We start from the raw sequence: 16,817 nt of genomic DNA on the forward strand, positions 1-16,817 counted from the left end.
AACATGCCATTTACCGCCATCTCCTTTTGTGCCACCCGCTTTATTGCCACTTTGGTAATGACCAGCTTGGGCCGCGCTGACTATCCCCGCCGCGCGTCACGTGGGCTGCTGGCCCTGCTGCTTCTGCTCGCGGGCCAGAGCGCCCGTGCCGATGCGCGCTGGCAGAGCGACAGCTATCTCACCGAGAGCTTTATGGCCATCGCCATGGAGCGGGAGTATGGCGAAGCCAGGCAGACCCGTTTTGCCCGCTGGCAGCAGCCGATCCGGCTGCAACTTATCAACGAATCGGGTGACAAGCCGCTGCAGGCCGACGTGGTGAAGGTACAGGCGGCCCATCTGGCTCGCATCACCGGCCACTCCATCAGCATGGTGGCCGCAAAGCCCAACCTCACTCTGATCATGACCGACTACAGCAAGATGAAGAGCTGGGCCAACCGCACCATGGGGGGCGATCCGTCGGTCGGGATGGCACTCAAGGAGGGGCTCTGCCTGGCCAACTTCGCAACCAATGCGAAACACGAGATCAGCCGTGCCACCATCATCATTCCGGTGGACTACAGCCGGGCCAAAGGGCGTTTTCTTGACTGCGTGGTGGAGGAGTTCACCCAGGTGATGGGGCTGCCCAACGACTCGGACAAGGTGTTTCCCTCCATCTTCAATGACAACAGCATCGACAGTTTCCTGACCGGGCTGGACTATGTACTGCTCAAGCTCGCCTATCACCCGGCCCTCACAGCCGGGATGAGCAGTGACGAGATCCGCGCCGCCCTGCCGCTCGCAATCAAGGAGCTGCGCGCCAAAGGGGAGATCAGCGAGGCCAACCGCCGGGTGCAGCAGCAGAGCTTGAAAAGCTGGGCGGGGCTATAACGGACCTGGCTCAATCCAGAGCCAGAAACCACCGCTCGCCACTGGCCACCAACAAAAAACGCAGCCACCTGGCTGCGTTTTTTGTTGTCCGGGGATCAACGGTGCGTTAGCGGGCATGCCCGTTTATCCGCCGCCCATGTATCCAACGCCCGAGTTATCCACTGACAGTGCGGGATCAGGAGGCGACGTTCTCTTCCGGCATCCAGCTCTCGGCGTTCTCCCACACCTCCTGCACCATGGCTTCGGCCAGCTCTTTGTCTTCCTTGCTGGCACGGCTGACAGTCAGAGCCATGGCACTGCCCGGCGCGACCCGCACATGGATGTCGGGGAATTTTTCGCCAAGCTGCTTGAGCAGCTCCTGACGCAGCGCCTCCATGGTCGAGGTCGGGATCTGATGTTTTCTGTCGATGATGATTTCAAGACGCATAGGAAACTTCTCCATGATTTATAACTGTATTTTTATCCAGTATTCATGGGAAGTAAAGTGCCAACTTGCACCAATCAGAAAAGATCCAGCTGCTGACCGCAGATCCGGTCGAACGACTCGCCTATAAAGGGCAGGATGGCGTCGGCAATGGGCCGCAACTGCTTGTCGATATAGTGCTCGTAATCAATGGCGCTGCGCCGGTACTCCAGCGGCTCGGGGCCATTGAGGGTCATCAGATAGGCGATGGTGCCCCGATGCTGATAGCGCTGGGGCAGCCCGCGGCGCAAGTTCTCCTCATCGGCCAGCCGCGCCGCCCGCACATGGGGCGGCACATTCTTCTGATACTCTTCAAGCTTCTGGCGCAGCCGTTTGCGGTAGATCAGCAGATCGTCGTGGCGACCGGCCCGGGTCTCATCCACCATGGTGCGCACATAACCGCTGGGATCTTGGTCGTGAAACACCAGCTCATAGAGGCGGGTCTGGAACTGCTTGGCCAGCATGGTCCAGTCGGTACGCACCGATTCGAGCCCCTTGAACACCAGCTGTTCACTCCCCTCGCTGGCCTTGCCAACCAGCCCCGCATAGCGCTTCTTGCTCCCCTTCTCCAGCCCGCGAATGGTGGGCATCAGAAAACGGCGGTAGTGGGTCTCGTACTGGATCTCGAGATAACTCGGCAGATCGAATTCGCGCCTGATCAGTGCAGCCCAGTTATCGTTAATCATTTGCGCCAGTCGCTGGCCGATCTCGTCCGCCTCATCGGGGCTGGTCTCGCGCCCCAGATGGACAAAGGTGGAATCGGTGTCGCCATAGATCACCTCGAACCCCTTCGCCTCAATCCACTCGCGGGTCTGCTGCATGATGCTGTGGCCACGCAGGGTGATTGATGAGGCTAGGCGCGGATCATAGAAACGGCAGCCCCCCGACCCCAACACGCCGTAGAAAGAGTTCATGATGATCTTGATGGCCTGGGAGAGCGCCTTGTTGCTGGCAGCCTTGGCTCTGTCCCTCGCCGCCCAGAGGGTGGCGATGAGATCCGGCAAGAAGTGGCGGGTTCGGGAGAACATGGCGCCGCGAAAGCCCGGAATGGCGAGCTCGGGATGCTGCAGCCCCTCGATGAGCCCCATGGGATCGATGCAAAAAGTGCGGATGATGCTGGGATAGAGGCTCTTGAAATCGAGCACCAGCACATGGCGATAGAGACCGGGCTTGGAGTCCATCACATAGCCGCCGGGACTCGCCAGCCCGCCGTCGGCAGGCAGATTGGGCGCCACGTAGCCGCCACGATGGAGCCGCGGCAGATAGAGGTTGGTAAAAGCCGCCACCGAGCCCCCCACCCTGTCCAGCTCAAGGCCGGTGAGGGAAGCACGCTCGATGGCAAAGGGGATGAGGTGGCAGTAGTCGAAGATCTCCCACACCAGCTTGCAATCTTCCAGGTTGTAGCGGGCGAGCGCCTCCTTGTCGGAGTGGAACAGCTCGGTGATCTTCTCCCCCCGATTGGCCACATCCTCGATATCCTTGCCGCGGCCGAGCAGTTCGCTCGCCACCGCATCTAGGCTGTAGCTGGCAAACTGCCAGGTGGCGCTTTTGAGGGTGTCGATGCCATCGAGCACCATGCGCCCGGGGATGATGACGTTGCCGGTCTGGGGATCATTGCGGGATGAGCGCCAGAAGCAGAGCTCGCGCCCCCGTCCGAGCCGCAGACGCCGCTTGTTAAGCTCGGCGCGGCGTAGCAGCAGGCGAAAATCAAAATTAACCACGTTCCAGCCGATGACCAGATCGGGGTCATGCAGGCTGAACCAGCTCTCCAGCGCACTCAGCAGGGCGCTCTCGTCCTCTACCCACTGGACCTGAGTGCCCCAGCTCTCGGCATCCGATTCCGGGGTGCCGATCATGATGACCCGCGCATCCTGTTCGCTGTAAAGACCGACCGAGAAGAGGGCCCCGTCCATGGCGCACTCCACGTCGAGGGACACCCAGGAGAGGGTTGGCGTTACCGCCTGCGGTGCGCAGCGTGCCTCGTTCACCTCCCAGTATCCCTGCTTGCCGCCCTTCTTCACCGCCCGGCCATCGAAGCGCACGCCAGCGGTGATGAAACGTTCCATCAGGAAGCGCTCCGGCAGCCGGATATCCGCCTCGAAGTGCTCCAGCCCGCGAATGAGCAACAGCTCGATGGCGCGGTGAAAGGCGCTCAGGGTGGCGAAATAGCAACCCACCACGGGGCGACCGTCGAAGGTGTGCATCGGCAGGCGGCGAAACCGCCCCCTCACCCCGGCGCCTTTGAACAGCTCGGCGGCTTCCGCCATGTGGCTCTGCGGCAGGAAAAAAACCGGCTCCTGTCCCGGCACCACCACCCGCACCGGCCCCTGCGCGCTCCAGAGCCACATCACGATTTCGGTGCTAGCTGCGTGCCCGTTGCGGCCGCGCACGTCCCGACCGTGGCGGGTCAGGATAAAACCGTCGAGCGGCGGGGTGGCGGGTACGGTGGGCTGGGTTGCAGTCATGAAGGTAAAGGGGCTGTCCGAGAATGGGACTATTGTACGTTCATACAGTGCCAGCTCGCAATCGTCACGCAGGCTGCGAGGCGGGAGTCAAACTGGTAAGCTCGATCCGGTCGTTATTCCCGCCCATCCGGTTCTGACCACTCTTCGCCGACGAAAGGAGTCTCTGTGGCAATCTATTCCCTGCTGGATCAGCTGGCCATCCGCTACCAGCGTTTTGATCATCCCCCCGTGTTTACCTGTGAGGAGGCGAGCAGGCTGCTGCCCGACCTGCCCGCCGCCAAGACCAAAAACCTCTTTTTGCGCGATCCGAAAAGCGAGCGGCTGTTTCTGGTGGTGAGTCCGGAGGAGCGCCGGGTCGATCTCAAGGCGCTGGCAGTCATGCTCGGGGTCAAGCGGCTGAGCTTTGGCTCCCCCGAGCGGCTCGATGCGGTGCTCGGTCTCACCCCGGGCTCGGTGACCCTGCTCGCCATGGTGCGCGATAGCGAACAGGCCGTAGAGCTGGTGGTGGACGAAGCCATCTGGCAAGCCGAACAGGTGCAGTGCCATCCGCTGGTCAACACCGCTACCCTGATCATCCGCCTCGACGACGTGCGCCGTCTGCTGACCCATCTGGGCCGGAAGGCCACCGTGATGCGCTTGCCAGCTGCAATCTGCGATTAACACGAGGGCTGGCGGTGGGGGCAACATTGTCGCCAACACGGCCATATTTCTCGCAGCACAATTGACTGACAAGACAATAAAATGGCGCCATACCACCCGATAAATCGAGTCAGCAGTCGCTATCGTGCATGAAGTCGGGAGCAAGCACATCAGGCCATTTAACCAATTGATAATAGGTTGAATTCATGTTGTGATCGGCCACTGCCAGCAGGCGATACCCCATCGCCCGTTCGTTCACAGGTGACCGTTCCAGAGAGCCCTCGATGCCAAGTCTGTTTTCCTCGGCCCAGTTGTTGAGTCTGGTGCTGTTCGTCACGCTGTCACATATGGGGGTCGCTACCATTTTCGCCGCCATGTGGTACAGCCATCGCCAGATCAGGGCGCTGCTCTACTGGGCGGGGAGCGAGCTGGCCATCGCCGGTGCCTTCAGCTGTCTGCTGCTGCGCCCCCTTGAGGGCGAAGCCTCGCTCGCCAATATTCTGCTGACCAACCTGCTGCTGATGGCGACCCCTCTGCTCTATGAACGGGGGATGCGCCACTTCTTTCGGCGTGAAGCCGACCCGTTCGGCTGGCTGCTGCCCGCCGTCACCGTCGGCGGTTTCGCCATGTTTGCCCTGACGACCTTGCAGCAGCCCCTCACTGATGTACACAGCCGGATCATCGTGCTCTCCGGCGTACTCTCGCTGCAGATTGCGCTGCTTATCTGGCAGCTCTGGCGCTACCAGCGGCTGGCCCCTGTCTATCGGGTCCTGCGCTTTGCCATCCTGCTGCTCGCCCTGCAACTGCTGTTGCAACTGCTGCGGATCGCCAAACACCTCTGGCAGCCGGAGCTGGCGGCCAACTCCTTCACCGATCCGCTGCTCGGGCCGGTGATCCTGCTCAGCCTGCTCTTTACCATCGCCCGCAGTTATCTCTTGCTGAGTCTGGTTCACACCCGCCAGCAGCAGGCCATGCTGGCTACCCAACGCAAGCTGGAGCGGCGTGCCAATCAGGATGAGCTGACCGGCCTGTTCAGCCGCCACTATTTTGAACGCCAGGTGACCCTGCGCGCCCGCGAGATGGCGAACCCCGGCCAGCTGCTGCTGATCGATCTGGACAACTTCAAGCAGATCAACGACCGCCACGGCCACCCCGCCGGTGATGCCATGTTGCGGGCCGTGGGCCATGTAATCGCCAATACCCTGCCCGCCGAGGGGATGGCCGGTCGGCTCGGTGGCGATGAGCTGGCCCTGCTGCGGATGGCAGACCCGCAGACCCTGCCCACCTACTGCCACGCCCTGCAGCAGCAGATCGCCGAGGCAACCGGAGCGCTGGCGGGAGGGCCTATCAGCCTCAGCATCGGCCTCACCTCGCTGCATCCTGGCGAGGGGTTTGCAGCGGCCTACCTGCGGGCGGATCGGGCACTCTATGCCGCCAAGCAGGCTGGAAGGCAACGGGCCTGCGTGCTGGAGCACCACCACAGCGAACCGCAACCGCTGCAGCCCAGCGTGCTCCTGTCATGAGATCGGTTCCCGCTCTGCAGTGCCGCCCGGCCAGGCTGGCAGATGCGCCGGCCTACCGCCGCTATGTCACCGAATGTGCCGAAGCGGGACTGCCGCTCTATCAGGTGGCGCAATTTGATCCGGACGGCTGGCTACAGAGCCTGCTGGACCACGCCGAAGGGCGCAACCTGCCCGACGGATATCTGCCTGCCACCACCTATTTTGCCCTCGATGGCGGGGAGATCATCGCCACCCTGCGCCTGCGTCACGGCGACAATGAGGCAACCCGCCAGTGGCTGGGTCATATCGGTTACGAGACCCGCCCCTCTCGCCGTGGTGAAGGGGCCGCAACCGTGCTGCTGCGCTGGGTACAACAGCAGGTGCTGGCGGTACCGGTGCTGATCAGCTGCGGCGAAGATAATCTGGCCTCCCGCAAGGTCATTACGGCCGCCGGTGGCGTGTTGCTGGGGCGGCGCTTCCATCCGGGGGATCGCCGCTGGCTGGAGATGTACCAGCTAGCCCCCCGGCCGCAGTCGATGCAGCAATAAAAAGAGCGCCCCGAAGGCGCTCTTGTGGCGAGAGTGGCAAGCCGTTAGTAACTGTCTTCCTGCTCGGCCTTCATCCGGGCCTGGCGGGCATAGGCCTCCTCGGCGCTCTCGATCTCGTGCAGCACGGAATCGAGATCGATGGCGGCACGGCTCTCTTCAAAGTGGCCGGTCAGCTCGCTCTCGGGGGTGAGCTTGCCATCTTCAAACAGCGCCCACATCTCCTGGGCATAACGGGTCTTGAGCAGCTCGGGCGCATACATGCCGTAGTAGTTGCGCATGTTGTTGACGTCCCGCTCCAGCATCGCCTTGGCCTGGTTGTTGGCGGCGGCATCCACCACCTGGGGCAGGTCGATGATGACGGGGCCCTGACTATCCACCAGCACGTTGAACTCCGAGAGATCGCCGTGAATAAGGCCAGCACAGAGCATGCGCACCACATAGCGGATCACCTTGTGGTGATCGATGACCGCCTGCTCGGGAGTGAGTGCCACATCGTTGAGGCGCGGCGCGACATTGCCATCCTCGTCGGTGATAAGTTCCATCAGCAGGACGCCGTCGAGGCAGACATAGGGCTGCGGCACCCGCACACCGGCAGCAGCCAGCTTGAACAGGGCATCGACCTCGGTGTTCTGCCACACCTCTTCATGCTGCTTGCGGCCGTACTTGGAGCCCTTCTCCATGGCGCGGGCGCTGCGGCTGTTACGCACCTTGCGCCCCTCCTGATAGACCACGGCCTGCTTGAAGCTGCGCTTGGAGGCCTCTTTATAGACTTTGGCGCAGCGGATCTCGTCGCCGCAGCGCACTACATAGACGTCGGCCTCTTTGCCGCTCATCAACCGGCTGACGACCTCATCGACCAGGCCGTCATCAACCAGAGGTTGGATTCGATTTGGAATTTTCATGGCCGCCCTTTTACCCTATTTCCGCTCTCGAAGATAGCTCCGCGCACGCTCACCTGCCTCTCCCTTTCATAAGACACCCTTTTATCCCCTGTTTGCGCTGTTTTTGTCCAGATGAGCGCCTGAAAAAACGGCACGGCCGCTTACCTTAACCCGCCGCTGAAGCAACAAAAATGGCCCGCAAGCGGGCCAACTTTCAAGGCTCTGGCGGCAAGCCCTGACGAATGCGCCGGATCCCCGCTTCATAGAGGCCGTCATCCCCCACCGGATGCTCCAGGGTTTCGAAGATCTTGAGAAACCACATGTACTGCTCGGGATGGCGGGCCACCTGCATCTCCACCACCCGGTTCATGGCATTGACATCCGCCAGCAGATCGGCGGTGGGATAAGGGTCAAACGGCGGCTCGATCTCCAGCAGATAGCGCCCCTCATCCTCGTCATAGCTGGCGAAGATAGGCACCGCTCTGGCCCCGGTCAGCTTCACCAGCTTGGGCAGCGCCGGCAGGGTCGCCTTGGGGTGGCCGAAAAAGGGAACAAACACACTCGCCTCGCGGCCATGATCCTGATCCGGCAGATAGAAGAAGCTGGCACCGGCGCGGATCGTCTTGACCGCCGGCTTGATGCCGACACTGCGCTCATACACCTTGCCCGCCTTGGCCCGCTCGCGGTTGATGTACCAGTCAAATACCTGATCTTTCGGGCTTTTCATCATGGTACACATGTTGATGCCCATCATGGAGAAGTAGCGACCGATCATATCGACCGCCCAGGTGTGCGGCACCACCAGGATCAGTGGTCGACCCGCGTCTTGCTCCACCTGCACATGCTCCCAGCCGGTGACCTTGATACGGCGGGTCAACCGCGCCTTGCTGCGCCAGCTGAGCTCGCCAAAGCCCATAAAGGTCTTGAGTCCGACCCGGATCGATTTGAGCAGCAGCGCCTGGCGCCCGGCGGCATCCAGTTCGGGAAAGCAGATCTTGAGGTTGGTATCGGCAATATAGGCCTGCTTTTTCGAGAATCGCAGCAGGGTCGGTGAGACCAGATCGGCAAAACGGTCCCGCAGCCTCGCCGGGGTAAATGCCAGCAGGGAGAGCAGCCCCAGTGCGCACCAGCTCCCCCACCATTTGGGATGGAGCAGGCGAGTATGAAATGAGGTATCAAATACCGGATCTAACGGGGACATGGCGGCCATCAAGTCATCAAAAACAAACAGTTATTGTAGTTATCCTGACATTTTTTTCTACCCTCAAGAGGCTGGCCACCAGCCTGCAAGGCACTGATCAGACTAGTTATCACAAAAAAATGGCCCACATGGGGCCATTTCAATGCATACAAATTCAGGATCAGCCGTGGGGCGACAATCCCTTGCGGATCCGCTGGATGCCCTCCTCATAAAGGCCATCCGGTCCCTCCTGATCTTCACGGGTATCAAAAATCTTGAGGAACCACATGTACTGGCCGGGATGACGGGTCAGCTGCTGCTGCACCATGTCGTTCATCCGGCAGGTGTCGGCCATCACATCCTCGGTGGGATAGTTGTCGAACGGTGCGTCAATCTCCAGTCGGTAGCAGTGGTTCGCTTCATCGTAACAAGCGAGCAACGGCACCGCCTTGACGCCACTGACCTGCACCAGACGGGGCAAGGCAGGCAGGGTCGCCTTGGGGTGGCCAAAGAAGGGGGCGAAGATGCTCTTCTCGCGGCCGTGATCCTGATCCGGCAGGTAGAAGAAGCTGCGACCGCTCTTGATAGTTCTGATCACCGCCTTAATCCCGGCGCTGCGCTCATAGACGCGGCAACCGTTCTTGGCCCGTGCCCGGTTGAGGTGCCAATCAAACACCGGATTGCGCGCCCGTTTCATCATGGTGCACATGGGCACCCCGCGCTGGGTGAAGCAGTAACCGGCGGCATCCACCGGCCAGGTGTGGGGCACCACCAGGATCACCGGCCGACCGGCTGCCCGCTCCGCCTCGATATGTTCCCAGCCACTTACCTGCATCCGGCTCATCAGATAACGCTGGCTGCGCATGGTGAACTCGCCAAATCCCAGCAGACTCTTGAGGCCGACCCGGATCGAGGTCAGCGCAATGGCATCGCGCTCTTCCGGGCTCTTGTCCGGGAAGCAGATCTCCAGATTGGTTCTGGCGATATAGAGCTGCTTTTTGGACACACGCAACACCAGCGGCGCCAAAGCATCGGCCAAACGATCGCGCAATCGCACCGGCACAAAAGCCAGCAGCATCAGCAGGCCGAGGGCCAGCCAGCTGAACCAGTAACGGGGATGCAGAAAACGGGTTTCAAAGGAGGAGTTAAATACGGGATCTTGGGGAGACATGATTCGGGGTCAAGCAAAAAAGTTGTGGTGCATTGTAGTCATCCTGACAGGTAATACCAGTTAATTTCATGGCCAGCAACCCGACACGAGCGCGAGGTCAAAAAACCACAAAAAAATGCCCCGCACTGCGGGGCATCTTGCTTATTACACAACCAGAGTGGTGGTTCTTTGTCCATCCATCGTATGACTGGTCGCTTATCCCGTCGCTCTCTGAGCACACTGCTTGACCATGTTCCGATGTCACCTCGTCAAGCGTTAGCGGTGAGCCCCCTGGCGAGCCATGCCGTTGTTCATTGCGGTATCACGCTGCGGCAGAAAGAACATCAGGTAACGCAGTGCCACATAGCCGACGATCACGGTAGCCACCCCCAGCTCGAAGTGGGCCAGCAGTCTGATCTGCTCCACATAGTGGGCCGCTTGCGCAAACCCTTCAACCAGATGGGCCACTTTGAACAGGGCGGTGGCACCGATCACCAGCGGGAAGGTGAAGGCGGCATAACCCGGCGAGAAGGGCAGACGCAACAGCTTGATGAAGGCCAGATAGATGATGCCGGTCATCAGGATGGCGATCCCCAGCAGCACAGCCACCAGCAGCAAGGAAGGATCCTGGCTGACGGTCAGGTAACCTGCAAGAGAGAGGCTGGCAGGGGCCGCCAGGATCGCGATGGTCGGTTTGGCTGCATCCGGCACTTCATGGCTGAAGATCAGGCGATAGAGCATCAGCGGCAGCATCAGGCCGTAGCAGATGATCCCGAACCAGAGCAGACCGTTGGCCAGCGGGGCAAACTGACCGCCCGGGAAGGCCACATCCGCCACGATGATCCCCACCGGCGGCACGAACCAGCTCGGCACCATGTGGTGGATTTCAAACTCTTTGGCGCGATGCCAGATAAAGGTGGCCAGGAACAGCAGGTGAACCGCCACGGCAAACAGCCAGAGGGCCTCGCCCGCTTGCGGCGCAATCATCCCCAGCGCTTTGGAGACCACCATGGTACCCATGGCATAGGTCGGTACCACGCTGCCCACCACGGGGTGAGCCAGATCTTGCAGCAACAAACGGGGGTGAAGCAGAAACTTGAAGGTCAGGATCACCAGCAACACGGCGGCAACGGCGGCGCCCAGCAGCTGCATCCGGCCATCGAAGTGACCGGCATTCTCCCAACACCAACCAAGGCTGGCGATGCCGAGCGCCAGACCCGCCATGGGGGTTGGGGCGGCAGCCAGTGATTTACGGGTTCTTGCGATCATGATGACACCTTTCTATTGATGACTATGGCGATAGGATAATGGCCCCTTATCGTTTACGATATCTAAATGAATTAAATCAATCGTTCAGGAAAACCAAACAGCATGAAACTGACCCTGCAGCAGCTGAAAGTGTTCGCCACCATTGCCCGCTACGGAAACCTTGGCCTTGCCGCCAACGAGCTCTGCCTGAGCAAGGGGGCAGTATCCCAGTCGCTGCAGGAACTGGAGCGCCAGCTCTCCACCCCGCTGTTTGATCGCATTCACCCCAGATTGCAGCTCAACAACGAGGGGCGCCTGCTGCAACCGGCCGCCGAAGAGCTGCTGACCCGGATGCAGGATATCGAGAACCTGTTCAGCCCCGATGCCGAGCCAAGCGGCCAGCTTCGCTTGGGCGCCAGCCAGACCATCGGCAACTACCTGCTGCCGACCCTGCTCGCCAGCAGCAAACAGGAGCTGGGGCTGCCCCCCAAGGTGACCATCAACAACACTCACCTGCTCTGCCATGCGCTGGCCAACTTCGAGCTGGATATGGCGCTGATCGAGGGGGAGAACCACCACCCCGACCTGCTCGCCGAACCCTGGCTGCAGGACGAGATGCTGGTGGTGGCCCCCCCCGGCCACCCGCTTGCCGACAAGGCGGAGCTCTCTCTCTCCCGACTGGGCGGCGAGACCTGGGTGCTGCGTGAAGCGCAATCGGGCAGCCGCGAGCAGTTTATCCAGCAGATCCAGCCCGAGCTGCCCCACTGGCAGGCAGGGCTTGAGCTCAACACCCTGGAGGCGGTAATGCTGGCGGTGGAAAAGGGGCTGGGGATCTCCTTTATCTCACGTCTTGCTGTCTCTGATCGTCTAAAAGATGGCCGCCTGATCGCCCTTCCCCTCACCCGCCGCTTCCCGCGCCAGCTCTCCCTCATCTGGCACAAGCAGAAGTACCACTCCGCCTCCCTGCGCCACTTTCTCCACTTCTGCCGGGCTCAGGTGAACGATGCCGAGGTGATCAGCCCGGAGTAACGCCCACTCAGAGCGCCGCTGAGTTATGGTCTTTTCTGATGTGAATCGCCCCCAGTTCCCTAGACACCTCACAGCCTTAAAATGAGGCAACTATTGGAGGTGTTATGACCCGTCAGCGTTATCCAGAAACATTCAAAATCGAAGCCGTTAAACAAATCACCGAGCGCGGACGGCCGGTGGCTGACGTTGCACGAGCCCTTGGGGTATCCAGCCACAGTCTGTATGCCTGGCTCAAGCAGTACGGCAAGCCTGCTGACCAGCAGCTCGAAGAGTCTGCCTTGCAAGCCGAGATACGCCGCCTGAAAGCCGAACTGCGCCAGGTCACCGAGGAGCGCAATATCCTAAAGGAGGCCGCCGCGTACTTTGCCAGCGAGTCAAGGAAAGGTACGCGTTCATAACCTCCCGACTCGGCCGGTACAGTGTCGTTACCCTGTGCCAGACCCTGGGGGTTCACCGAAGTGGCTTCTACGCGTGGCTGAAACAGCCCGCGTCGCCACGCCAGCAGGAGGACGAACGACTGATAGGATTGGTCAAGCAATCCTGGCTGGAAAGTGGTGCTGTCTACGGTTATCGCAAGATCCATCGCGACCTTCGTGACGCAGGGGAAGCCTGCGGCAAGCACCGTGTGGCCAAATTAATGAAGCGGGAAGGGCTGCGTTCGCAAACAGGCTATCAACGCCGCAAGGGGCATTATGGAGGCAAGAGCCCGCAGGCTGTCCCAAACACGCTGGCACGTCAGTTTAAGGTGCCAGCCCCCAACCTCTCCTGGGTGACTGACATTACCTACATCCGCACTCAAGAAGGGTGGCTGTACCTGGCGGTGGTGCTCGACCTGTTCTCTCGCCAGATCGTCGGCTGGGCGATGAAGTCACGCATGACGGCAGACTTGGCGGTTGATGCGTTATTGATGGCCGTCTGGCGGCGCAAGCCCAAGCAGCCGGTACTGGTGCACTCGGATCAGGGCAGCCAATTTACCGGTGGTGAATGGCAGGACGTTCTGAAGGCCCACAATCTGAGTTGCAGCATGAGCCGACGTGGCAACTGTCACGACAATGCTGTCGCCGAGAGCTTCTTCCAGTTGCTCAAACGGGAGCGGATCAAGCGCAGGATTTACGCGACAAGAGACGAAGCCCGCAGCGACGTGTTTGATTATATCGAGATGTTTTACAACCCAATCAGGCGTCATGGTTCCAATGATGGGCTGTCGCCGGTAGAGTTTGAAAGGCAGTTTATTTTTCAGCAACAAAGTGTCTAGAAAACCAGGGGCGATTCAAGCGCCGGAGCAAACCGTTGTAGAAGTTTTTGAAATCCCGGTGGTGTGACATGTGGAAAGCAATGATGATGCACATTATCTCACTCGCGCTCATGCGCCCGGTACGCTGGCGTTGACGCTGACCGCTAACCAACAATTGCTGGTGCCATTGAGGCATAAATACGGCACAAAAATCATCAACATCACAGAAGAGTTCCAATAACTTGTCCATGCCCGTTCCTTTGTGGTCAGTGTCTTTGTCACTGCAGGATCAGATCTTGGAACGGGCATTGAGTTCATTTTTTACGCCGTTTTTTATCCCGAGTTCAGGTTAACTACAACGGTCAAGTGGGAGAGATCATGGCCTACGTGTGTGCGATGAACAAACTGAATGCCCTTGGTCTGCCTGTCAGAAAGCCCCGAGTGTAGCTGTCACCTGGGGCTGGGGCAGTTGTGGCTTGATGGTTGATTTGGGAAACAACGCCCATTGTCATCCCTCTTTTTTGCCGTTAACCCCAATTACCCGCCACCGCATCCCCAACCCTTCTCCCGCAAAGGGGAGAAGGGAGAAAATCACGGCGAGCATATGGCTGCAAACGGTGCAATTCACTTCGTTCATTGCCCCCCTACACGAGGCATGCTGCCGATATGTTCCCGTTCTCGTGCATCCGATTACGCTTCGCCAATCGAATTAACGATTTAAAACAGGTGGTATCTACACCCACATGCACAATGCTTAGGAAAGATTCAGCAGCGCATAGAGTGTGATATCTGAGCTAAACCCAGTCTCGAGCAATCCGGTGGCCAGCTCCTGTTCGAAACTGAGATTATGTTGGCGGCGAGCGTGATAGCTATAGACAAGCTTGATCACATTCTCTTCGGTTAACTCTCCTTGATGCGCCAGCAGACAAAAGTAGCTGCGTAGCAAAAACAGATCTGCGACCAGCAGGCGATAGGCCGACTCCATCGAGTGCTCGTTGCGATAGGGAAAGTTGAAGTTGTAGATCTGGTAGAGCAAATAGTTATCCAACAAGTGGGGACGTGCGGCCAGAAAGGGGGCGACCTGTTCGCGCCAAAGGCGCGGGAAGAAAGCCATCTTCTCTTGGTCATATTCACCATCGAGTAGCTTGTAGAGGGTGTCCAGGCACTCTTCAATCATGGCCCTTCCCCTGTGGTTGGTATCGTTGGATTGCAGCAGTAAATTGGTCAGGGTTCTCAGTGCCCACCATTGCACGTTAGGCAGCGAGGGAATGGTGTCATACATTGCCTGCAGTTGCCCTTTCTCCAGCAGAGCAACCAGCTCATCGAGAAACTGCTCGTAAGAAGAGTTGCCCTCGTCGTGGTGGATCAACATCCCTATCATCCACAGCCGCATCTCTAGGGAAAGCTCCTGTGTCAGTGCAATCTGATAACTGAGTTGGTTGAGCCGTAAAGCAGCATCCGGCACAGCCAAGAAGAGGGAGGCGGCAGCTTGCTCTTGGGATTCAATCAACATGGCATCAGGATCGAGGAGCAATTGACGGCAGGCTTCGGGGCAAGAGAGGGTGAGACTATCTTTTTGCTGATTTAGAAAGGAGACTGTGCTCCGTGGGTAAGTACTGCAGGTGTTGCTTAGGGCCTGTTCACCAAGGCGGCGGTGAATGGTGCACAACTTGTCGCTGTCGAGAAAAGGGCATACTCCTTGTTCATCGAGCTTCATCCGACCCCAGTCATCATCACTGCTTTTGGTTTTTTGAAGGCATCCACGGGCCATGGCGCGGATCCGCTCATCATCGCTAAACCAGTAGAGTCGAAAGGTGGGCTTGTCTATCTGTATCGACCATCCCTGGCAGCAATGCTCTTCGCACGCAGGACCGATACAGTGGAAGGTGCTGCGAAAACGAGGGACCAAGCGAGTCAACATTGGCATGGAGTTTCCTTATTATTTTCGAGGGTTACCCTCTAGTGTATTGTTGTGAAACGGAGAGCAACTTTTGATAAAGATAAATATAGGAATGCGGGAGAGTGTGCAAACGTTTGTTTTTGTGACCTAGCTCTGTCTAAGTAAATCCGGTTGTCTACCCACTCGTTGTGGACGACTTCCCGGAACAGAGTCGCAATCAATTGCTGATCGGCGGAACCGGGACGGGTAAATCCCACATGGCCATCTGAATCCCCCCTAGAACGCTATGCAGTTCGCCGAGGCAAGCGAGTGCGTTGCTACGCCGTAGTCCTGATCAATTTTGGACGCTGATCCCTGGTCATACTACGTTTCCTGGAGTGACGAACCCTCTTGGCAGCTTCGTCACAAGTGACGAACGTCACACTTCGACACCGTTCTACCTGTTTAGCTCGGTGCGGTGACAAATTTAAATCCCTTTAAATACAACGCATTGAAACCAATTCTTCGCTAAAAACCATTCTGGCCCGTATTTTGCCAACCAGCCCCTATTCTCTCCGTTCGCGACACGACAAGGTAGGCTATGAACCGCTTCGTTATCGCTGACCCCAAGCTTTGTATTGGCTGTGGCACCTGTATGGCGGCCTGCAGTGAAGTACACAAGGCGCAAGGTTTGCAGCAAGCCCCCCGTTTAACCGTTATGCGACACGAGCAGGCGACCATGCCGGTTCAGTGCCGTCACTGTGACGATGCCCCCTGCATCAAGGTGTGCCCGGTCGAGGCAATTCGCCAGACCGGCGATTGCGTGCAACTCAACGAGTCACTCTGCATCGGCTGCAATCTCTGCGCCGTGGCCTGCCCCTTTGGCGCCATCCAGAGCGGCGGCAGCCGTCCGGTGGCCGTGGCCACCAGTTACGACACCTATATCCCCTGCTCCATCCGATCCAGCAACCCCTCCACCTCCGCTGGCCTGCGCTGCTTTGGCGAGGATCTGCTGAGCTGGGAGCCGGGGGTGCGCAGCATCGCCGTCAAGTGCGACCTGTGCGAGTTTCGCGCCGATGGCCCGGCCTGTGTCGGTGCCTGTCCCTCCCAGGCGCTGAAGCTGGTCAATGACGGCGACACCGAACGCGCCGCCCGAATCCGTCGCCAGCAAGCGGCCGACACCAACCCGCAAGGGGCCTCCGCCTTTTCGGCACCCGCCACAGCGCTCCCTGCATCCGATTTATCCACCACAGAGGGAGTTCGCTGATGTTGTCCCCCCTTGTAATGGCTACGCTCCTACTCTTTTTGCTGGGCGCTGCCGCCGGTTTGCTCCTGCAAAAGCTGCCCGCACTGGCCAACCGCCTCAATAGCGGCTTTGCCCTGCTGGGCTCGCTCGCGGGTCTGGTCGTCGCCATCCAGATCTTTGCCCAAGGCGCCCCCGTCGACGGCCAGCTCTGGCTGCTGGGCTCGGTTCATCTGGATATGCTCTCCGCGCTGATGCTGCTGGTGATTAGCACCGTCGGCGTCGCCGTCGCCCTCTACTCCTTTGCCTATATCCGCGAATATCAGGGCAAGGGGGATGTGGCCATCGGCGCACTGATGAACCTCTTCCTCTTTGCCATGGTGGGCATGGTACTGGCCGACAACGCACTGGGCCTGTCTCTTGATCAGATCTTGATCCCCTGCGCCATCAGATCCTTGGCGGCAAGAAAGCCATCCAGTTTACTTTGCA

The 16,817-nt window shown here is 59.3% G+C and carries 14 protein-coding genes and 2 pseudogenes; 8 read left to right on the top strand and 8 right to left on the bottom strand.

What is annotated here, in order from left to right:
• Positions 1–3 precede the first annotated feature (3 nt).
• Positions 4–867: a DUF2927 domain-containing protein gene (locus tag OKC27_RS15065; RefSeq protein WP_270806428.1), complete on the top strand. Its 864-nt coding sequence runs from the start codon at positions 4–6 to the stop codon at positions 865–867.
• A 175-nt stretch (positions 868–1,042) separates the two neighbouring features.
• On the opposite strand, the gene OKC27_RS15070 is transcribed toward OKC27_RS15065, so the two are convergent.
• Positions 1,043–1,294: a DinI family protein gene (locus tag OKC27_RS15070; protein WP_005333426.1), complete on the bottom strand. Its 252-nt coding sequence runs from the start codon at positions 1,292–1,294 to the stop codon at positions 1,043–1,045.
• A gap of 74 nt (positions 1,295–1,368) precedes the next feature.
• Entirely contained in the window at positions 1,369–3,795 is a 2,427-nt protein-coding gene (locus OKC27_RS15075) for a DNA polymerase II (RefSeq protein WP_075112154.1), read from the bottom strand.
• Positions 3,796–3,960: 165 nt separating this feature from the next.
• Between OKC27_RS15075 and OKC27_RS15080 the strand changes: the two genes are divergently transcribed.
• The 3 genes from OKC27_RS15080 to OKC27_RS15090 all read left to right on the top strand — a co-directional run bounded on the left by OKC27_RS15080 (position 3,961) and on the right by OKC27_RS15090 (position 6,484).
• A complete protein-coding gene (locus OKC27_RS15080) occupies positions 3,961–4,455 on the top strand; it encodes a prolyl-tRNA synthetase associated domain-containing protein (RefSeq protein ID WP_075112153.1) in 495 nt (164 codons plus the stop codon).
• A gap of 263 nt (positions 4,456–4,718) precedes the next feature.
• On the top strand, positions 4,719–5,957 hold the full coding sequence (locus tag OKC27_RS15085) for a GGDEF domain-containing protein (RefSeq protein ID WP_075112152.1): 1,239 nt from the start codon (positions 4,719–4,721) through the stop codon (positions 5,955–5,957).
• The gene (locus OKC27_RS15090) at positions 5,954–6,484 is read left to right on the top strand and encodes a GNAT family N-acetyltransferase (RefSeq protein ID WP_075112151.1); all 531 of its coding nucleotides are present in this window, start codon (positions 5,954–5,956) and stop codon (positions 6,482–6,484) included. Before OKC27_RS15085 ends, OKC27_RS15090 begins: the two co-directional genes overlap by 4 nt.
• Before the next feature lie 44 nt (positions 6,485–6,528).
• Here the strand turns inward: OKC27_RS15090 and OKC27_RS15095 are convergent, their stop codons facing one another.
• The 4 genes from OKC27_RS15095 to OKC27_RS15110 all read right to left on the bottom strand — a co-directional run bounded on the left by OKC27_RS15095 (position 6,529) and on the right by OKC27_RS15110 (position 10,964).
• On the bottom strand, positions 6,529–7,386 hold the full coding sequence (locus tag OKC27_RS15095) for a PA4780 family RIO1-like protein kinase (protein WP_075112150.1): 858 nt from the start codon (positions 7,384–7,386) through the stop codon (positions 6,529–6,531).
• Between the two features lie 193 nt (positions 7,387–7,579).
• Positions 7,580–8,575 (bottom strand): LpxL/LpxP family acyltransferase, encoded by a 996-nt coding sequence (locus OKC27_RS15100; RefSeq protein WP_075112149.1) that lies wholly within the window; start codon positions 8,573–8,575, stop codon positions 7,580–7,582.
• 151 nt (positions 8,576–8,726) lie between these two features.
• Positions 8,727–9,716 (bottom strand): lauroyl-Kdo(2)-lipid IV(A) myristoyltransferase, encoded by a 990-nt coding sequence (gene lpxM, locus OKC27_RS15105; RefSeq protein ID WP_075112148.1) that lies wholly within the window; start codon positions 9,714–9,716, stop codon positions 8,727–8,729.
• Between the two features lie 255 nt (positions 9,717–9,971).
• Entirely contained in the window at positions 9,972–10,964 is a 993-nt protein-coding gene (locus OKC27_RS15110) for a TDT family transporter (protein ID WP_058051570.1), read from the bottom strand.
• Between the two features lie 102 nt (positions 10,965–11,066).
• On the opposite strand from OKC27_RS15110, the gene OKC27_RS15115 reads away from it, so the two are divergent.
• Together OKC27_RS15115 and OKC27_RS15120 are read left to right on the top strand one after the other, a co-directional pair.
• Entirely contained in the window at positions 11,067–11,972 is a 906-nt protein-coding gene (locus OKC27_RS15115) for a LysR substrate-binding domain-containing protein (protein ID WP_182939596.1), read from the top strand.
• A gap of 104 nt (positions 11,973–12,076) precedes the next feature.
• Positions 12,077–13,227 (top strand): IS3 family transposase gene (locus tag OKC27_RS15120; RefSeq protein ID WP_270806429.1). Its coding sequence is split into 2 segments (ribosomal slippage): positions 12,077–12,314 and positions 12,314–13,227, totalling 1,152 coding nucleotides; the frame shifts between segments, so codons are not numbered across the junction.
• A gap of 19 nt (positions 13,228–13,246) precedes the next feature.
• On the opposite strand, the pseudogene OKC27_RS15125 reads toward OKC27_RS15120, so the two are convergent.
• Positions 13,247–13,456 (bottom strand): annotated as a pseudogene (locus OKC27_RS15125) (IS982 family transposase); the annotation flags it as partial.
• Positions 13,457–13,557: 101 nt separating this feature from the next.
• Between OKC27_RS15125 and OKC27_RS22920 the strand changes: the two are divergent.
• Positions 13,558–13,653, top strand: a pseudogene (locus tag OKC27_RS22920) (IS5/IS1182 family transposase); the annotation flags it as partial.
• Between the two features lie 307 nt (positions 13,654–13,960).
• Here OKC27_RS22920 and fliB read toward each other — a convergent pair.
• Positions 13,961–15,133 carry a flagellin lysine-N-methylase gene (fliB, locus tag OKC27_RS15130; RefSeq protein ID WP_182939594.1) on the bottom strand — a complete coding sequence of 391 codons (1,173 nt, stop codon included), beginning with the start codon at positions 15,131–15,133 and terminating at the stop codon, positions 13,961–13,963.
• A gap of 553 nt (positions 15,134–15,686) precedes the next feature.
• Between fliB and OKC27_RS15135 the strand changes: the two genes are divergently transcribed.
• Entirely contained in the window at positions 15,687–16,352 is a 666-nt protein-coding gene (locus OKC27_RS15135) for a 4Fe-4S dicluster domain-containing protein (RefSeq protein WP_005351526.1), read from the top strand.
• The last annotated feature ends 465 nt before the right edge of the window (positions 16,353–16,817 follow it).

The organism is Aeromonas sp. QDB62 (genome assembly GCF_027705695.1).
Lineage (GTDB): Bacteria > Pseudomonadota > Gammaproteobacteria > Enterobacterales > Aeromonadaceae > Aeromonas > Aeromonas allosaccharophila.